This is a genomic window from Niallia circulans, from assembly GCF_007273535.1.
Classification (GTDB): Bacteria; Bacillota; Bacilli; order Bacillales; family Cytobacillaceae; genus Niallia; species Niallia circulans_B.
This window is the reverse complement of record NZ_RIBP01000004.1, coordinates 623,881-642,209: the sequence shown is the minus strand read 5'-3', so window position 1 is coordinate 642,209 and position 18,329 is coordinate 623,881. Positions and strand designations below refer to the sequence as shown.

The following is an 18,329-nucleotide window of genomic DNA, read 5'->3' as shown; positions in this document are numbered from 1 at the left end:
TTAGACGAGCCTGTGATAAAGAAATAATAACTTAATTTATTTATGTTGGGGAATTATAAATTGGGAAGTATTAATACTTGTAATATAAAATTAAATTGTGTACAATACAATTGTGTAAAATTAAAAATTTAATCGGAGGTTTTAACTATGTCAGATACATTATTCACAACAACTGTAAAAGCGGTCGGCGGAAGAGAAGGAAGAGTTGAATCAGAGGATTATGTTATTCAATTAGAAACAGCGATGCCTGGAACTCCAAGAGCGAAGCAAATTGAGGATGCAACAAACCCAGAGCAATTGTTTGCAGCAGGTTATGCGGCGTGCTTCGATTCAGCTCTGCAAATGATTGCTGGAAAAGAGCGTGTGAAATTTGAATCAGAAGTAACAGCGAGTGTCAGCCTGGTTAAAGATCCAACAGATCAAGGCTTTAAGCTTGGTGTTAAATTGTCTGTCAAAGGAACTGGCGTAGATAAAGCAACTTTAGAGGACCTTGTTCATAAAGCACATAATTTCTGCCCATACTCAAAAGCAACTAGAGGCAATATTGAAGTGACACTGGAAGTTATTGCTGCATAATAAATTTAACCATCGTAGAAATACGATGGTGTTTTTTTTATACAAAAAGAGGCTGGGACAAAACAAAAGATAACCTTTCTAAACACAAATGATAAAATTACATCTGAATTTGAAGAATGAAGCTTGTTACTAAATAGAATAGGGGAGTTAAAATTAGTTCGTTTCATTGCGCTGCACCCGTTCGCTTTCCACGGGGAAAGCTTCAGCCTCTTCGTCTTCGCCTGCGGGGTCAAAATCGTCTCTATTTCCCGCAGGAGTCGAGTGGCCTCCGCTCCATTCCACTGAGATTTCTAATTATTGTATTAAACTAAAAACAAAAAAACCGAACTATTTAATCATAGTTGATTAAGTAGTTCGGTCTTTACGCTGATTCACATACTTATGTCTAAACCTTTTTTCTCCTTATTTGCCAAGCTGCTGCAAAAGCTGGGTGAGGGAGTTCTTCAGCTGTTTGAATTCCTCTGGTTCTTTATTTGCAAGCTTAAATATCTCTAATGGGATGCAGGCTGCTTTCTCTTTAAGGCTGCTGCCTTGTTCTGTTAAGGAAACCATGACAGAGCGCTCATCCTCTTGGGAGCGTTCCCGGTTTATGAGACCATTCTGCTCCATACGCTTAAGCATTGGAGTCAATGTGCCTGAATCAAGGTATAACTGTTCCCCCATGCTTTTTACACTTAATACCTTATGCTCCCATAATAATAGGAGGACTAAATATTGAGGGTAAGTTACATCCAATTCCTCAAGCAGGGTTTTATATTTTTTTGTCATTTCTCTTGAACTGGCATAAAGCAAAAAACAGAGCTGATTTTCCAGTCTAAGCAAGTCTATTTCATTTGTCATGTAGTTCACCAACTTTAAAATATCATTCCATATTTCTATTGTAATCCAATTTAGTTTTTTTTCCTAATGAAGAAGTACATAATGTTTATATCCACATAATAAGTAAAAAATGTGTAATGGAAGAAACAGGCGGATTGGCTGGAGATATAAATAACTTTATTGTTCCTGTTGCCTTAATAGAGGCTTGTTTGATATCATCAGATTATTGCATGGAACGTACTTGGAGGTGACGATTATGTCAAGGATAACAAAAGAAGAGGTAAAGCATGTAGCAAACCTTGCTAGACTTGCAATTACAGAAGAAGAAGCTGAACAATTCCAGAAACAGCTTGATGCAATCATTACGTTTGCTGAACAATTAAATGAAATCGATACAGAGGGTGTTAAACCAACATCCCATGTGCTGGATGTGAAAAACGTATTGCGTGAAGATGTTGCAGGAAAAGGTCTTCCTGTTGAGGATGTATTGAAGAATGCTCCAGAACATCAGGACGGCCAGATCAAAGTGCCATCGATTATAGAGTAAGGAGGGAAGAGGATGAGCTTATTTGATCATAAAGCAGCTGATTTACAGGAAATGCTGCTTAAAAAAGAACTTTCTGTAACAGATTTGGTGCAGGAAGCATACACGAGAATTAAAGATGTCGATGAAAAAGTACAAGCCTTTTTAACATTAGATGAGGAAAATGCCTTAAATCAGGCGAAGCAGCTTGATTCTATACTTGCTGCAGGTGAAAAGACTGGACCGTTGTTCGGCCTTCCAATCGGTATTAAGGATAATATTGTCACAAAGAATTTGAGAACAACATGCTCAAGCCGTATTTTAGAGAATTTTAACCCAATCTATAATGCGACTGTTATGGAAAAATTACATAATGCAGGCACGATTACAATCGGGAAACTGAATATGGATGAGTTTGCAATGGGATCCTCAACAGAGAATTCCTATTATATGAATACTAAAAACCCATGGAATCTGGATACAGTGCCAGGCGGTTCTTCTGGCGGCTCTGCAGCAGCTGTTGCAGCTGGAGAGGTTCTATTTTCCCTTGGTTCAGATACTGGCGGCTCGATCAGACAGCCTGCAGCATATTGTGGAGTTGTCGGCTTAAAGCCAACATACGGACGTATTTCACGTTTTGGCCTTGTAGCATTTGCATCTTCACTTGACCAAATCGGACCAATTACAAGAACAGTTGAAGACAATGCCTTCCTGCTTAATGCTATTTCAGGTGTAGATCCGATGGACAGCACATCAGCAAATGTGGCAGTTCCGGACTTTACTAAAGGTCTTACAGGGGATGTTAAAGGCTTGAAAATCGCTGTTCCTAAGGAGTATTTGGGAGAAGGCGTTAGCGAAGAGGTACGCCAGTCTGTACTTGATGCCCTTAAGGTATTGGAGAAGCTTGGAGCAACATGGGAAGAAGTATCATTGCCACATAGTAAATATGCATTGGCTACGTATTATCTGCTTTCTTCTTCAGAGGCTTCAGCGAACCTTTCCCGCTTTGACGGAATTCGCTATGGATACCGTGCAGATAATGCAGAAAGCTTAATTGAGCTTTATAAACAGACAAGAGCAGAAGGTTTCGGCGATGAAGTTAAACGCAGAATTATGCTTGGAACGTTTGCCTTAAGCTCTGGTTATTACGATGCATACTATAAAAAAGCACAAAAAGTGCGTACATTGATAAAAAAGGATTTTGAGGATGTATTTGAGAAATACGATGTGATTGTAGGACCTACAACCCCGACACCAGCTTTCAAAATCGGCGAAAATGTAAATGACCCATTAACGATGTATGCAAATGACATTCTGACAATCCCGGTTAACCTTGCTGGTGTACCAGGAATTTCAGTGCCATGTGGATTCTCAAACGGCTTGCCGCTTGGCTTGCAAATTATCGGTAAACACTTTGATGAAGAGTCTGTCTACAAAGTGGCATATGCATACGAACAGGCAACGGATTATCATAAGCAAAAACCAACGCTGTAAGGGGTGAAATAAATGGAATTTGAAACAGTCATTGGACTTGAAGTCCATGTGGAGTTAAAAACAGAATCGAAGATATTCTCCGCAAGCCCGAACCATTTCGGTGCTGCTCCGAATACAAATACAACAGTTGTAGATTTAGGATATCCAGGAGTATTGCCTGTCCTAAATAAAAAGGCTGTGGAATATGGAATGAAGGCTTCTATGGCATTGAATTGCCAAGTTGCGACAGAAACGAAATTTGACCGAAAAAACTACTTCTATCCTGACAATCCGAAAGCTTATCAAATTTCTCAATTCGATAAACCAATCGGGGAGCACGGCTATATTGATATTGAAGTGGACGGTTATAAGAAAAGAATCGGAATTACTCGTGTCCATTTAGAAGAGGATGCTGGAAAGCTGAATCATGCCAATGGCTACTCATTAGTTGACTTTAACCGTCAAGGAACACCATTGATTGAGATTGTATCTGAGCCGGATATTAGAACACCAAATGAAGCATATGCATACCTTGAGAAGCTGAAATCTATCATTCAGTATACTGGTGTATCTGACTGTAAGATGGAGGAAGGTTCTTTACGCTGTGATGCAAACATCTCCATCCGTCCAGTAGGACAGGAAGAGTTTGGAACAAAAACAGAATTGAAGAACTTAAACTCATTCAACTTCGTTCGCAAAGGTCTTGAATACGAAGAGAAGCGTCAGCGTGAGGTTGTGCTTGGCGGAGGTGTAATTGATCAGGAAACACGCCGTTTTGACGAAGCAACGAGTAAAACATTGTTGATGCGTGTTAAGGAGGGTTCTGATGATTATCGTTATTTCCCAGAGCCCGATTTAATGGATCTATATATCGATGAGGATTGGAAAGCAAGAATTCGTGCTGAAATTCCAGAACTTCCAGATGCCCGCAAAAAGAGATATATAGAAGAACTAGGCTTGCCTGAATATGATGCAAATGTCTTGACTGTTACAAAGGAAATGGCAGATTTCTTTGAGGCAACAGTTAACGCTAAGGCTGACCCTAAGCTTGCTTCTAACTGGGTTATGGGCGATTTATCAGCAACTTTAAATGCAGAAGGTAAAGAGCTTACAGAGGTAGCATTGACTCCAGAAGGTCTTGCAAGCATGATTAAGTTGATTGAAAACGGCACAATTTCCAGCAAAATTGCCAAGCAAGTATTTAAAGAGTTGATTGAAAATGGTGGAGACGCAGAAAAAATCGTAAAAGAAAAAGGATTAGTACAAATCTCAGATGAAGGCGCATTGCTGAAAATCATCTCAGAAGTACTAGATAATAATCCTCAATCTATCGATGATTTCAAAAATGGAAAGCAAAAAGCAGTCGGTTTCCTTGTTGGTCAAATTATGAAAGCAACAAAAGGGCAAGCTAACCCACAAATGGTTAACAAACTTCTTGTTGAAGAAATAAATAAAAGATAATGTAAAAAACCAAGAGATTCGCTCTCTTGGTTTTTTTTCGACATTTTCCCGTACTATTTCCCAGGAAAAGTCGCTAATATCCAATTTTCGATTTAGTTTTTGCAAAGCTTGTCCGAATTAGGAATTTAGCTGATTTTCTTCGGTCCGATGCGGTCTTTTTTGATTGTTTTATCATTTATTTTTGGTTCTTGCTGGTTAATGAAATTAATGATGTTAGACCTGTGTAAGTAAATAAGAAGTAACAGATAGATGATAAAAATAAGTTCGTGTTCTACACTCGCATCAAAAAAGACATAGAGCAATATCGTAACCCCGACAGAAATACTTCCAAAGAAAACATACTTTGTAATCCAAATGACAGCTATGAATGTTAAATAGACAATTAAAAACATAATCGGGTTTGCGACAAGCAGCATCCCTGCAGTTGTTGCAATCGCTTTTCCACCGCGAAAGCCTGCAAATATTGGGAAGCAATGCCCAATAACTGCAGCCAAACCAGTATAAATTGGATCAATATCCTGGTGAAGAAGGAGCGGGAGCGCTGCAGCAAGTGAACCTTTGCCGATATCAAAGATGAGAACGGCGAGGCCTGCTTTTTTGCCAAGCACGCGGATCGAGTTAGTTGCTCCAGGATTTAAGCTGCCATGCTTTCTAATATCAATGCCAAAAAAAATCTTTCCAATTATAATGGCAGCCGGAATAGATCCCAATAAATAAGAAGCGATCAATAGCGTATACAAAAGCATTCTCCTTTTTCATTATGATAAATATTACCAGTTTCTATGTTAGTATATGCAAGCCGAAATGTATACTTGTTCCTTAATGCCAAGCTTTAAAAAAAAGGCAAAGGAGCCACTGTTTTTATATGCAGGCTCCTTTGCCAAAAGGTTTATTTAAAACCGTCTATAACAAGTTCTTGTACGGTAACGACTGTTTCTTCTGTATCAATAAACTTAACATTCACATCCATCCCTTTATCAAGGAAGATGCTGTATGGGAAGTCATTTGATGAAACTTGGAATATGCGCTTATCGCCTTCCACCATAAAACGGACGACTGTGCTTCCTTCCATCTCTGATTTATATACATAGCTGATTTTCCCATTTAAGTCCTTTAAGTCAGCAATATTATTTGGAACTGTGTTGTCATCCTTTAACAATGTGGCAATTGCATATTTATAGTCATTGAAAAGCTTTGATTTCTCATTGCTATAGCTATAGACCTTTTCATCTTTCGCATTAACAAGTACAATTTGTCTTAGCACACTGTTAGAATCCATAAGTGGAACTACCCATGTGAACTGTCCATATATCGTATAAAGGATAGGCGTACCAGCCTCATATTTCTCCGCTCTAAAAGTCTTTTCAGCTACATTGATGGCTGATTTTCCATTTAAGGAACCATTTGCTTCTTCATAGAATGTAAGCTTTCCGGTTCTTGCGTTGATTAAAGAATAGCCGACCATGCTTCCGCTGTCTGAGTTCGGTCGAGTGAAATCAGTAAACCAATTTAAGGCAAGATCCTTATTAAATACACCATTAACCTCATCAATATCTTCCCATTCAGTCGGTACCTTTATATCTTCTTTAGAGAAGATGGTATTCCAGAATCCGTGTATATATTTGCCATACCACTCATTCCAATCCTCTGCTACACTTGTCGGAATGACATGATCGATGAAATCAGGAATTTCATTCATTTTATAATCCTTTATTTCTCCGTTTGCCGGATCAATAATATAAATACCCTTTACATCTACGATTTGCCTGAATTTGTTGTAATCTCCGTATGGCACAACATAATACGGCTTATCGTTATCGTCCGGCTCAAAGCTTGCTTCTAGTAGGACGTTATCCTTATGGTCTTTTCTTACAAGACGCTTTAAGTCTTCATTGAAATAAGCAGATGGAACATATGTCATTTCTGATTTAACTAACACAGCATCTTTATTTTCATCCTCGGCACTCATTTTAATGAAGCCAGGAACAGGCTGGTTCTTCATCCATTTAAAAAAGCCTGTGTATTCAATCGGTGTTACCCAATAAAGATGATCGTCGATCTTTTGCAAAGTTGAATGTCCTAGATCATAGTAAGAAGCGTGAGAAAGCTCGCCTAATTTCTTTTCGCTTCGGTACCGAGCATATTTCTCCGGTACAACTGCAATATGCTGCTCATCTGTCGATTCTTCTTTATTCTGGGCAATCGTTGCTTTTGCTGCCACGAAGTCATACTTATCATTTGCAATAGTAAATGGGTATGCAAACTGGAAGTATGCACTTGCGAGAAGCATGGCAATTCCGAGGTAACTAGTATAGTAAAAGCCTTTTGCTTTTCTATACAGTAGATCCCCCAGAAAGAACAGGGCTACATAAAATAATCCAAACTTTATTGCTGCTTGCACAGAATAATCAACAAGCTGGAAATACGTTAGAACAAATATAATGATGGCACCAACCATGACACGAAGCAGCTGTGTATACAAAAAAGCTTTGCTGCGAGAATATGTCTTCCAAACGAATGGATTAAGCGTTAATGCAAGTAAGGATAATAAATAAACCATTAAATAAAAAACCTCCTTTATAATAATGCCTCCATCAATATACGAACACTATCCATAATAGTTTCATTGTAAAAAAAACTTCTAATAACAGCAGGAGAAAATGGTACTATTAAAAAGTGTTTATTTCAGCAACCTAATATTATTTGAAAAAAATAAAACATTCCTGTAGGGGTTGAGCATTTTATAACGTCTATTATATGAAGTTGTTTAGAAGGGGGGAGAGAATAATTGCAGATCAAGAATTGATTGAACTAGTCAAGCGTGGAGATGATGATGCATTCCGGTTGCTAGTTGAGAAATATCGCCAGTATATATTTCGCACCATTTACAGCGTTCTTAAGGATCAAAAGGAAGCGGAAGATGCTGCACAGGAAGTGTTCCTCAAAATTTATTACTCTCTCCCCAAATATGAAAACCAAGGATTCAAAACTTGGATAACGAGAATAGCAGTCAATCATTCGATTGATGTTAAGCGAAAACAGCAAAGAAGGAAAGAAGACATCACAGAACAAATTGAGCTTGATACAGGAAAAAAAGACAATGTAGTGGCAGAGGTCTTAATAAGGCAGCAGCGCAAGCTGTTAAGGGAAAAGCTTAATGATATCCCTGACAACTATCGCGATGTTATATACGGTTACTATATTGCAGAAAAGAGCTATCAGCAATTAGCTGAAGAGCAGAATGTTCAAGTTAAGACAATTGAAACAAAACTGTACCGGGCAAGGATCTGGTTGAAGAAGCATTGGAAGGAGGAGGATTTCTTATGATACCGCACTATTCTTTTGAACAATGGCTAGAATACGCAAAGGACGAGCTTGATGAAGGCAAACGAACACAAATGGAAGACCATCTTTATGGGTGTGATCAGTGCCTTGATTTATACGTTCAAGCAGTTGAAGCACAAGAAGCGGAGCTTCCGTCCATATCAGATGTGGCAGCATTTACAGATCAAATCATGCTGAATATTACCGAAGAAACGGGAAAAGCAGATATTCCTGTTTTACAACCGAAAAAGAAAAAATCATTTTACCAATCCTCTGTCTTTCACTACGCACTTGCTGCCAGCATAACGCTGGTTCTGATGTCGACTGGTGTTTTCCAATCGATTATCAAACATACTGAAAGTATCCAAAAGGCGGAAATGCCGATGAAACAGGAAGAAGTAAAAGTAGGCTTTGTTAACAAGACATTTTCTTGGCTCGATACATTTGATGGAAGTACGAAGGAGGAAAAGAAAAAATGAAAAACCCGATCGTCGCATTTATTTTAGCTTTCTTTCCAGGAGGTGGATTATTTTATATCGGTAAGCGGATAAGAGGCTCTTTATACGGTGCTGCCGTGTTCGGACTTGCTGTATTTTCCATATTACTGCTAAGCATGGCAGGATATATGGATGAAATTGTTATCGTGCTTGTTTTTATAGGGCTTCTTATTTATTGCATCAGTATTCTGGACACTTTTATAACCACAAGCAGGTATTTTAAAAGGCAAGTACTTCCAGGTGGTCAGGAAAATAAAACAGTGCTTGTAAATACGATTGAATCACAGCGCTTCTATACAATAGTCCTATCCTTTATCCCTGGTTTAGGCCATATACAATTAGGCTTGATGTACCGCGGTATAACACTGTTATCCACTTTTTTAGGGGTAATTATTATGGTTTTATTTGTGTCAATCCTAACCGGAGCAGGAGAATTTCTGCTGTTTCTAGCTATTCTTCCGGTTATTTGGGTATATGGATTTTTTGATGTTATGCAGCAGTTTGTTAAAAAGCAAAATGGCGAGGAGCTTGTTGACCAAACCATATTTCAAGATTTTGAAAAAAATCGAGAAGACGGGAAAAAGAGCAAAATCATTGCCACCTTCCTGTCCATTTTCCCAGGTGCAGGTCATTTATACTTAGGCTTGCAGCAAAGAGGTCTGCAATTAATGGCTGCCTTCCTGTTTGCAATCTTCTTAATTAATGAGCTTTACTTAGGTATTTTCTTGTTTTTAATACCGATTATTTGGTTCTACAGCTTTTTCGATGGCCTTCAAAAAGCGTCAAGAATTGGTGAAGCGGAGCTGGAGGACACACCAGTGATAGCTTATTTAACAAACTATCAAAAATGGGTCGGAATTGGCCTTCTACTTGTGGGCTTCTACTATATGACAGTAAATATCTTGCTGCCAGTCTTTTCAACAAGACTGCAACTTTTACTTGGCATTGACTTGCAATTTTTGTTCTATCATTACTTCCAAACGGGTGTTGTCTGCATCGTTCTTATTTTCGGCGGTTTACGAGTGCTTGCTGGCAATAAGGCAAAGACAGATAAATAGGCAGGAAGTGAACCTGCTTTAATTAAGGGAGGAGAAATACGAAATGAGGACTTGGAGAGTAGGAACATTTTCAATGGGATTATCACTATTGTTTCTTGGGGTATTCCTGTTACTATCTCAATTCTTAGAGTGGGATATTACGACTGCTCTAAAGCTATGGTGGCCAGTTATTCTTGTAGTGCTTGGTTTAGAAATACTACTATACCTATTTCTAAGCAAGCAGGAGAAGCCATATTTGAATTTTGACATATTCAGTATTCTTATCGTCGGCATATTGGGTACAGCCGGAATTATAATGGTGTTTCTTCAAACTGCAGGCTTCATTGATTTGATTCAGGATGAAATTAAGAAGGAAGAAAGGACATTGGACCTTCCTGCATATGAACAGAATATCAGCAATGATATCAATAGAGTTGTTGTGGAAGGAGACGGCATAGGGCAGCTTAAAGTCGATGGTACAACGGAAAGAAACGTCTCCTTGTTTGGTACATACAGACAGGATAGTTCATTAGATGAAATAGGGAAAGTAGAGGATTATGTCACCACTTCACATAAAGGAGATACACTGTATATAAGGGTGAAAGAGCGTCCTTATCAAACATCAACGTTCTACTCAGATTATTCCAATATTGATGCTACCTTGCTTGTCCCGACAGATGTTCAATTAGAAATTACTAATCTCAAAAGCAACCTATCCATTAATCCACGCGAATTGAAAAGCGATTGGAAAGTATCTGGTGCCGGAGAGCTTGATATAGATATTCAAGAGACGAATAATGTAATGGTTTCTGTGGAGAATACTCAGGTGGAAAATGGAGAGAATCAGAATTGGAGCTTTGCCAAGGAAACGGCAGATACTGATGAGTATGATGCAGCAGAAGACTATACTACTTATAATGGTAATTATAAAAAGGGAAAAGCCGAGCATCATATCTATGTTTTTAGTAGTGCGCTGTTACAGCTGAACGATAAAAAGTAACAATTAAATCAAACGTTTGTTTAATTTCCAAAGGCTGTTTAATGTGGTTGGAAAATTAGTTATTTGGGTATAATTGATAGCAGTATTCTAAAATTTTTTACAAAGCAGTTGGTAGTATACTAAATATTGCCTAAAGAAGTGGTTTTCGTATATGATGTTAGATGATAGAAAACAAGCCATGAAATTATGAAATAGGATGATGGGTATGAAAAGGGCAAGAATTATATACAATCCAACATCAGGCCGGGAAGCTTTTAAAAAGCATTTGCCGGAGGTGCTGAAAAAACTTGAGAATGCAGGGTATGAAACATCCTGTCACGCTACGACGGGTCCAGAGGATGCCACTAAGGCTGCGAGAGTTGCAATTGAAAGAAGATATGATCTTGTTATTGCAGCTGGCGGAGACGGCACAATTAATGAAGTAGTTAATGGACTAGCAGAACAGGACTACCGGCCGAAGCTTGGAATTATCCCAGTGGGTACAACTAATGACTTCGCAAGAGCCTTGCATATTCCGCGAGACATTGAAGCTGCCGCAGATATAATTGCTAAAGGCGACACAATCCCTGTCGATATTGGACGGATAAATAATGACAAATACTTTATTAATATTGGCGGCGGAGGCAATTTAACTGAGCTTTCGTATGAAGTGCCGAGCAAGTTGAAAACAATGCTTGGACAGCTTGCGTATTATTTGAAGGGTATGGAAAAGCTGCCTTTTATTAAGGCTACTAAAGTAAAGATAGAATATGACGGAAAGTTATTCGAAGGGGAAGTCATGCTGTTTTTAATTGGTCTGACAAACTCTGTCGGCGGATTTGAAAAGCTTGCACCAGGTGCTTCAATCAATGACGGTCTATTTTCCTTGCTTATCCTAAAAAAAGCCAACTTAGCAGACTTTATCCGTATCGCTACATTGGCGCTCCGCGGAGAGCATATTAATGATCCTAGTGTAATTTATGTAAGTGCCAACCGTATTAAGATAACATCAGAGGAAAAGGTACAGCTGAACCTTGATGGTGAATTCGGTGGTGTGCTTCCAGCAGAATTTGTTAATTTATACAGACATTTTGAGGTGTTTGTTCCAATTGACCAAATCCGTGACGAGGATCGCCCTAAAGAAGAGACACTAACAGCAGAGTAAAGATATAGAGTGAGTGCCGACTCACTCTATCCACCACTCCAAATCCCCAAAAAAGCCCCTTATTTCCATTGTTTTCAACAATTAAAAAACCAACAAGGAATATAGATAACAGGAAAAGTATGATACAATTTTGTTCGGTATACTTTTTTAAAAATAGATAACATGTAGCAAAGGAAGTAGACGATGAGCAGAACATTGCCCGTTCAAAAGAACGATATATTAGATATAGTATTTGAAGATTTGACACATGAAGGTTCTGGCGTAGCGAAGGTTGAAGGTTATCCACTGTTTATCCCCAATGGACTTCCAGGGGAAAAAGCGAAGGTTAAAGTGGTGAAAACTAATAAAAATTTTGGATTTGGTCGTTTGCTTGAATTGCAGGAAAAAAGCCCATATCGAGTGGAAGCACCATGTCCAATTTATAAAGAATGCGGAGGCTGTCAGCTTCAGCATCTTAATTATGAAGGACAGCTTCTAGTGAAGCATAAGCATGTTCAGGATGTCCTTGAAAGAATCGGCAAAATAGACGCTATCGTTCACCCGACAATCGGTATGAACGAGCCATGGCGCTACCGCAACAAGGCACAGGTTCCAATTGGAGAGCAGGAAGGCGGTCTGATAGGCGGTTTCTATCAACAGCGCAGCCACCAAATTATCAATATGGAAGCTTGCCTTATACAACAGGAAGAAAATGATGATGTCGTAAAAAAAGTAAAAGAGATATGTCAAAAGTACGGAGTTAAGGCATACAATGAGGAGCGACATAAAGGAGAGCTTCGTCATATCATGGTTCGCCGTGGTTTAGTTACATGTGAAATGATGATTGTGCTTATTACGAGAACAAACGAGATTACAAACAAAAATAAAGTTGTGGATGAAATTGCCGCAGAGATTTCAGGTTTAAAATCAATTATCCACAATGTGAATAACAAAAAAACAAATGTCATTATGGGCGATACAACAAATGTGTTGTGGGGACAAGAAACAATTACCGATTATATTGGAGATGTTAAGTTCGCAATTTCTGCCCGCTCCTTCTATCAAGTAAATCCTGAGCAGACAAAGGTTTTATATGATAAAGCACTTGAATATGCTAATTTGCAAGGCGAAGAAAATGTTATTGATGCTTATTGCGGTATCGGCACGATTTCACTGTTCCTAGCGAAGAAAGCGAAAAAGGTGTTTGGTGTAGAAATTGTTCCACAAGCAATCGAAGACGCTGGCAAAAACGCACTCCTAAACGATATCCACAATGTGGATTTTGCTGTCGGCAAAGCAGAAGAAGTTATCCCCAACTGGTATAAGGAAGGAAACACAGCAGACGTTCTAGTCGTTGATCCGCCAAGAAAAGGCTGTGATGAAGCCCTATTACAAACAATCATTGACATGAAGCCAAAAAAAGTCGTATACGTTTCCTGCAACCCAGCAACATTAGCAAGAGACCTGCGCGTCCTTGAAGACGGCGGCTACAAAACACTTGAAGTACAGCCTGTGGATATGTTCCCGCAGACAATGCATGTTGAGGCTGTGGCTCAGTTGGTATTATCAGTGTAATATCGACTCTTGGAAAAATTCTGGATTTCCCTAAAGGAATCCAGAATTTTTTGTTTTATTGATAACTAGGAAGACAATAGATCGTCTTTTGTAAACTGTGAATATTTTTTTATACATTGCAAGGACTTGTGGATAATATCTGAAAATATTAACATTTGTTATTAAAAAAGCTCATATTGTTGATAACTATTGATTAAACTCTTAGTTATTCAGTGAATATCCACATTATCAGTTACAACAACATGAATATCGAAAATGTTCTAGATAAGTTTCATTCAAAGCGTAATATTATTTATCATACATTGCTGCATCATATGCTGAATTTTTAGATGGTGTCTATGTAAAGAGACTATTTGTTATAAGTAGCAAAACAAAAATCAACGCAAAACGCAAGCTTTCAAATTAGGCATCAGTGTTTAAATGCCCGATGTTTAACCTCTTAGTTAATAAAATAATATGATAACAGATAGCAATATCAAAACAGATATTGTTTTTTTCTGTCGAAATATCCTTTTCTTTTGCCAGATTATTGAATTATAAAAATGTAAGCGGTATAATTAATTTATGGAACAGTGTACCACGATGTGGAACGCTGATTGGTTGTTGAAAGGAGGATTTTTGCTTTTTGTTTTACGAAATAATGTAAGCGTATTCTTTGTTTAGTAAGTGAACACCAGCATGGCTATGAAATGTTTGTTATGATTTATCGTTTAAGTTGTTTTCTAGAGCATGAAGAACTAGATGATGCGTTGGAGGGCAAGTCCAAAGCAGGTTACATAATTCAACTACTACATATCAGATGCAGCATCTTTTTCAATTGCTTAAATTACCTAAATGGGAAGGTAAGGATGCCGAATGAAAATCATGAAGTCGATTGAGAGAATACCAGGGGGCCTTATGCTGGTTCCGCTGTTTTTAGGAGCAATTATTCATACGTTCGCACCAAAATCCGGGGAGTATTTCGGCTCGTTTACAAATGGGCTGATGACAGGTACAATTCCGATTCTTGCTGTCTGGTTTTTCTGCATGGGTGCGGGAATTAATTTGAAATCGACAGGAGTTGTTTTGCGAAAATCTGGAACGCTGCTGGTGACAAAGATTGGGGTTGCGTGGATTGTGGCCCTTGTCGCAGGAGCATTTCTGCCAGAGGGTGGAGTACAAACTGGCTTTTTCGCCGGATTTTCGGTTCTGACACTTGTTGCAGCGATGGATATGACGAACGGTGGTTTGTATGCGTCCATGATGCAGCAATACGGAACAAAGGAGGAAGCCGGTGCATTTGTATTGATGTCGCTTGAGTCAGGTCCACTTGTGACGATGCTTATTCTTGGCTCAACTGGAATTGCCTTTGAGCCGCAAGCATTTGTCGGAGCAGTGCTTCCATTTTTAGTCGGTTTTATTTTAGGAAATCTTGATTCTGATTTTAGAAGTTTTTTCAGCAAGGCTACACATACAATGATTCCATTCTTCGGGTTTGCTTTAGGAAATACGATTGATCTTGGCGTAATTGTGAAAACAGGCTTTGCCGGAATCTTGCTTGGTATTCTCGTTATTATTGTTACAGGCATTCCATTAATACTCGCAGACAAGTTTATCGGTGGAGGAAACGGAACAGCTGGGATTGCGGCTTCAAGTACTGCTGGTGCTGCTGTTGCCAACCCAATGATTATTGCAAGTATGAAACCGGAATTTATGCCAATTGCCCAGTCTGCAACAGCATTGGTAGCAGCATCTGTCATTGTAACCTCCATTTTAGTTCCGATACTAACTGCCTTTTGGTATAAATATATGCAAAAAAAGAACAACACAAATAGTGGAAGCGGCTTAAATACTCGTGCACTATAAAGAGCAGAATTCTTCCTATATTATAGAAGGAGTTGATTAAAGTATGAGCAGAATAGTCACTGTCGGAGAACCGATGGCCCTATTTGCGGCAGAGTCTGAAGGGCTTTTGGAAGAGGTAAACAGGTTTGATCGGTTTGTGGCAGGCGCAGAAGTGAACTTTTCAATCGGGATGGCTCGTTTAGGCCATGATGTCACATATATTACGAAGCTCGGGAATGATCCATTCGGCAAAAATATTGAAAGCTTCTTGAAGCATAATGGTATTGATACTAGCTTCGTTACCTACGACGACAAGCATGCTACAGGAATGCAATGGAAGCAAAAGGTTTCCGCAGGAGATCCAGAAGTGTTTTCCTTAAGAAAAAATTCGGCTGCTTCGACAATGGATAGTCAATCAATAAGTTCATTGCCTATTACAGACTTTCAGCATCTCCATTTGACAGGCATTCCTCCAGCATTATCAATGAGCTGCAGGGAAATGGTTTATGAATTGGCGCGTAAGGCAAAAGCGAAAGGAGTATCGATTTCATTCGATCCTAATATTAGACCTGCTCTTTGGCCAGATAAAAAAGAGATGGCGGAAGTTATCAATAACATGGCCTATTTAGCTGATATTGTCTTTCCTGGAATGGAAGAGGGAAGGCTGCTTACGGGCAGAGAAACTCCTGAAGGAATAGCACAATTTTATCATGATGCTGGTGTGAAAAACGTAATCATAAAGCTTGGACCAAATGGGGCTTATACTAGTACTAAAGATAAAAAATTCTATACAGAAGGTTTTAAGGTTCACAAAGTCATTGACACAGTTGGTGCTGGAGATGGGTTTGCTGTTGGTGTAACGAGTGCATTGTTGGAGGATTTACCGCTAGAGGAAGCGGTTAGAAGAGGAACTGCAATCGGCGCACTTGCAGTCATGGCTCCAGGTGACAATGATGGGCTTCCTGACAGAAACGAGCTGAACGTCTTTATGGAACCTAAATTAAATAGATAAATAGAAAAAGAGCAAAGTTTGCCAATGAGGCAGCTTTGCTCTTTTTCTATTATTAGCTGATAAAGCCAAAGTGGCGGGATATGTCCGCACTATAATGCCTCATTTTTTCAATCAAGGCTTCATTTATTAAATCCATTGTCACTCTTGTACTTGGACCTGAAATGCTGAAGCTTGCGATAATCCTGCCTTCATGGTTGTAAATAGGGGCAGCGATGCAGCGCAAGTCCTGTTCATTCTCGTTATTATCTAATGCATAGCCTTGCTGCTTCACCTTGTCTATTTCTGCGCGTAATTCTTCTGTTGACGTGATGGTGGCAGCTGTTTTGCTTACAAACTCCATTTTGGAAAGCGATTCTTCGAAAGCTTGAGAGTCGAGCCCTGATAATAGAATTTTTCCAACAGCTGTGCAGTACATTGGTGCTCTGCTGCCGACACGGGAGAACATGCGAATGGTTTGTGTGCTTTCTATCTTGTCCACATAAAGGACTTCTTCCCGGTCTTTCGTGCATAAATGAATTGTTTCGTTGACTTCCTTACATAATTTCGTCAGAAACGGCTTTGCTGTCTGAACAAGTGTATTGCTGTTTAGGAAATTCCTTGCGAGGAAAAGTGTCTGCAATCCAAGCTTATATTTGTCTGTATCCATGTCCTTTTCGACATAGTTCATGTTAGTCAGTGTTGCCAAAAGCCGGTGCACGGTGCTTTTGGAGAGGCCAACCTGTTCGGTCAGGCGGGCGATTTGCAGGCCATCTGGATATTCAGACAGCTTGTTTAATATCGTTAATGCTCTTTCAAGTGATTGAACGTTTGACATAGTATTATACCTCTTCAGCTAAATGAGAATAGGACCTTTTTCTTCTATATTACGTCACAAGCAATCTTTTGTAAATTAACGGATTTATGGTTAACAGAAGGGATTTCTTCGAATAAAACGGGACTTGATAACTATAAATACGAGGAAGTAACCACTTTTTCGACAATTATTCACAAAAACCTAGCATTTACAAAACCTTTACAATTGATTCAAACAACATTAATAGTTTTCCCTTATTCTAATTCTTGTAGGACAAAACACCAACATATCCTTAGGGGGAATTAAAGAAATGAAAAGTTTGAAAAAGCTAAGCCTGCTTCTGCTAGTTGCAGCACTTATGGCATTCATCGCTGCATGCGGAGGAAATGACAACACAAGTGGAGATAACAATGAAGATAGTGGTTCAGAAGAAAAACTATCAGGCACTTTGACAGTTTCTGGTTCATCTGCAATGCAACCATTAGTAGCAGCTGCTGCTGAAGAGTTTATGGCTGAAAATCCAGAAGTTGATATCCAAGTTAACGCTGGTGGTTCTGGTACAGGCTTATCACAAGTTTCTGAAGGTTCCGTAGATATTGGAAACTCTGATGTTTTTGCTGAAGAAAAAGAAGGGATTCCTGCTGATGAGCTAGTTGACCACAAAGTTGCTGTAGTTGGTATGACAGCTGCTGTTAACCCATCTGCTGGAGTTACAGATATATCTAAAGAAGATTTGATTAAAGTATTTACAGGCAAAATCACTAACTGGAAAGACCTTGGTGGTGCTGACCAAAAGATTACATTAGTTAACCGTCCAGATTCTTCTGGTACACGTGCAACTTTCAATAAATATGCATTAGATGGCGCTACACCTGCTGAAGGCGTTACGGAAGATTCTTCAAACACAGTTAAGAAAATTATCTCTGAAACTGAAGGAGCTGTTGGTTACCTTGCACTTTCATACTTCACTGATGACACTGTAACAGCACTTGCAATTGACGGCGTAGAAGCTACAGATGAAAAAGTAAAAACTGGTGAATTCCCAGTTTGGGCTTACCAACATGCTTACACTAAAGGTGAGCCAAATGAACTTGCTAAAGCATTCCTTGATTACATGGCTGCTGATGAGCAAAAACAATTGATCGAAGACCAAGGATATATTCCTGGAAGCGAAATGGAAGTAGAGCGTGACGCTGAAGGAAATCAAAAATAAACGAAATAGGTAAGGGGCAATGCCGACCTGGCGTTGCCTCATTACCAATTAATGACGTAAATTAGGGGTGCTTCAAAAA

General features: G+C 39.1%; 17 protein-coding genes. 13 read left to right on the top strand and 4 right to left on the bottom strand.

Annotated elements, in window-relative coordinates; all coding sequences use genetic code 11:
- The first annotated feature begins 147 nt into the window (after positions 1 to 147).
- Complete coding sequence (locus CEQ21_RS11090) at positions 148 to 576, top strand: organic hydroperoxide resistance protein (RefSeq protein ID WP_185764653.1); 429 nt, start codon at positions 148 to 150, stop codon at positions 574 to 576.
- Between the two features lie 402 nt (positions 577 to 978).
- Here the strand turns inward: CEQ21_RS11090 and CEQ21_RS11085 are convergent, their stop codons facing one another.
- Entirely contained in the window at positions 979 to 1,416 is a 438-nt protein-coding gene (locus CEQ21_RS11085; protein ID WP_185764652.1) for a MarR family winged helix-turn-helix transcriptional regulator, read from the bottom strand.
- 235 nt (positions 1,417 to 1,651) lie between these two features.
- Between CEQ21_RS11085 and gatC the strand changes: the two genes are divergently transcribed.
- Genes gatC through gatB form a run of 3 tightly spaced genes read left to right on the top strand, consistent with a single transcriptional unit; the run spans position 1,652 to position 4,852 of the window.
- A complete protein-coding gene (gene gatC / locus CEQ21_RS11080; protein ID WP_185764651.1) occupies positions 1,652 to 1,942 on the top strand; it encodes an Asp-tRNA(Asn)/Glu-tRNA(Gln) amidotransferase subunit GatC in 291 nt (96 codons plus the stop codon).
- A gap of 12 nt (positions 1,943 to 1,954) precedes the next feature.
- Entirely contained in the window at positions 1,955 to 3,412 is a 1,458-nt protein-coding gene (gene gatA, locus CEQ21_RS11075; protein ID WP_185764650.1) for an Asp-tRNA(Asn)/Glu-tRNA(Gln) amidotransferase subunit GatA, read from the top strand.
- A 12-nt stretch (positions 3,413 to 3,424) separates the two neighbouring features.
- Positions 3,425 to 4,852: an Asp-tRNA(Asn)/Glu-tRNA(Gln) amidotransferase subunit GatB gene (gene gatB / locus CEQ21_RS11070; protein WP_185764649.1), complete on the top strand. Its 1,428-nt coding sequence runs from the start codon at positions 3,425 to 3,427 to the stop codon at positions 4,850 to 4,852.
- 125 nt (positions 4,853 to 4,977) lie between these two features.
- Here gatB and plsY read toward each other — a convergent pair whose 3' ends face one another.
- Entirely contained in the window at positions 4,978 to 5,598 is a 621-nt protein-coding gene (gene plsY, locus CEQ21_RS11065; protein ID WP_185764648.1) for a glycerol-3-phosphate 1-O-acyltransferase PlsY, read from the bottom strand.
- Positions 5,599 to 5,741: 143 nt separating this feature from the next.
- Complete coding sequence (locus CEQ21_RS11060) at positions 5,742 to 7,412, bottom strand: hypothetical protein (protein WP_185764647.1); 1,671 nt, start codon at positions 7,410 to 7,412, stop codon at positions 5,742 to 5,744.
- Between the two features lie 197 nt (positions 7,413 to 7,609).
- Here CEQ21_RS11060 and CEQ21_RS11055 point away from each other — a divergent pair, with 197 nt between their 5' ends.
- The 8 genes from CEQ21_RS11055 to CEQ21_RS11020 all read left to right on the top strand — a co-directional run bounded on the left by CEQ21_RS11055 (position 7,610) and on the right by CEQ21_RS11020 (position 16,244).
- Positions 7,610 to 8,179, top strand: coding sequence for an RNA polymerase sigma factor (locus CEQ21_RS11055; RefSeq protein ID WP_185764646.1), 570 nt, complete (start codon positions 7,610 to 7,612; stop codon positions 8,177 to 8,179).
- Complete coding sequence (locus CEQ21_RS11050) at positions 8,176 to 8,655, top strand: anti-sigma factor (RefSeq protein WP_185764645.1); 480 nt, start codon at positions 8,176 to 8,178, stop codon at positions 8,653 to 8,655. Before CEQ21_RS11055 ends, CEQ21_RS11050 begins: the two co-directional genes overlap by 4 nt.
- Positions 8,652 to 9,731 (top strand): hypothetical protein, encoded by a 1,080-nt coding sequence (locus tag CEQ21_RS11045; protein WP_185764644.1) that lies wholly within the window; start codon positions 8,652 to 8,654, stop codon positions 9,729 to 9,731. The genes CEQ21_RS11050 and CEQ21_RS11045 overlap by 4 nt, the downstream gene beginning before the upstream one ends.
- 43 nt (positions 9,732 to 9,774) lie before the next feature.
- Positions 9,775 to 10,710 carry a LiaI-LiaF-like domain-containing protein gene (locus tag CEQ21_RS11040; protein ID WP_185764643.1) on the top strand — a complete coding sequence of 312 codons (936 nt, stop codon included), beginning with the start codon at positions 9,775 to 9,777 and terminating at the stop codon, positions 10,708 to 10,710.
- 205 nt (positions 10,711 to 10,915) lie between these two features.
- Positions 10,916 to 11,854, top strand: coding sequence for a diacylglycerol kinase (locus CEQ21_RS11035; RefSeq protein ID WP_185764642.1), 939 nt, complete (start codon positions 10,916 to 10,918; stop codon positions 11,852 to 11,854).
- 183 nt (positions 11,855 to 12,037) lie between these two features.
- A complete protein-coding gene (gene rlmD / locus CEQ21_RS11030) occupies positions 12,038 to 13,408 on the top strand; it encodes a 23S rRNA (uracil(1939)-C(5))-methyltransferase RlmD (RefSeq protein WP_185764641.1) in 1,371 nt (456 codons plus the stop codon).
- An 855-nt stretch (positions 13,409 to 14,263) separates the two neighbouring features.
- Positions 14,264 to 15,253, top strand: a complete 990-nt coding sequence (gene kdgT, locus CEQ21_RS11025; protein ID WP_185764640.1) for a 2-keto-3-deoxygluconate transporter — start codon at positions 14,264 to 14,266, stop codon at positions 15,251 to 15,253.
- 43 nt (positions 15,254 to 15,296) lie between these two features.
- Positions 15,297 to 16,244, top strand: coding sequence for a sugar kinase (locus CEQ21_RS11020; RefSeq protein WP_185764639.1), 948 nt, complete (start codon positions 15,297 to 15,299; stop codon positions 16,242 to 16,244).
- 52 nt (positions 16,245 to 16,296) lie between these two features.
- Here the strand turns inward: CEQ21_RS11020 and CEQ21_RS11015 are convergent, their stop codons facing one another.
- Positions 16,297 to 17,058, bottom strand: a complete 762-nt coding sequence (locus tag CEQ21_RS11015; protein ID WP_185764638.1) for an IclR family transcriptional regulator — start codon at positions 17,056 to 17,058, stop codon at positions 16,297 to 16,299.
- A 289-nt stretch (positions 17,059 to 17,347) separates the two neighbouring features.
- Between CEQ21_RS11015 and CEQ21_RS11010 the strand changes: the two genes are divergently transcribed.
- A complete protein-coding gene (locus CEQ21_RS11010) occupies positions 17,348 to 18,250 on the top strand; it encodes a phosphate ABC transporter substrate-binding protein (RefSeq protein ID WP_185764637.1) in 903 nt (300 codons plus the stop codon).
- Positions 18,251 to 18,329 lie beyond the last annotated feature (79 nt).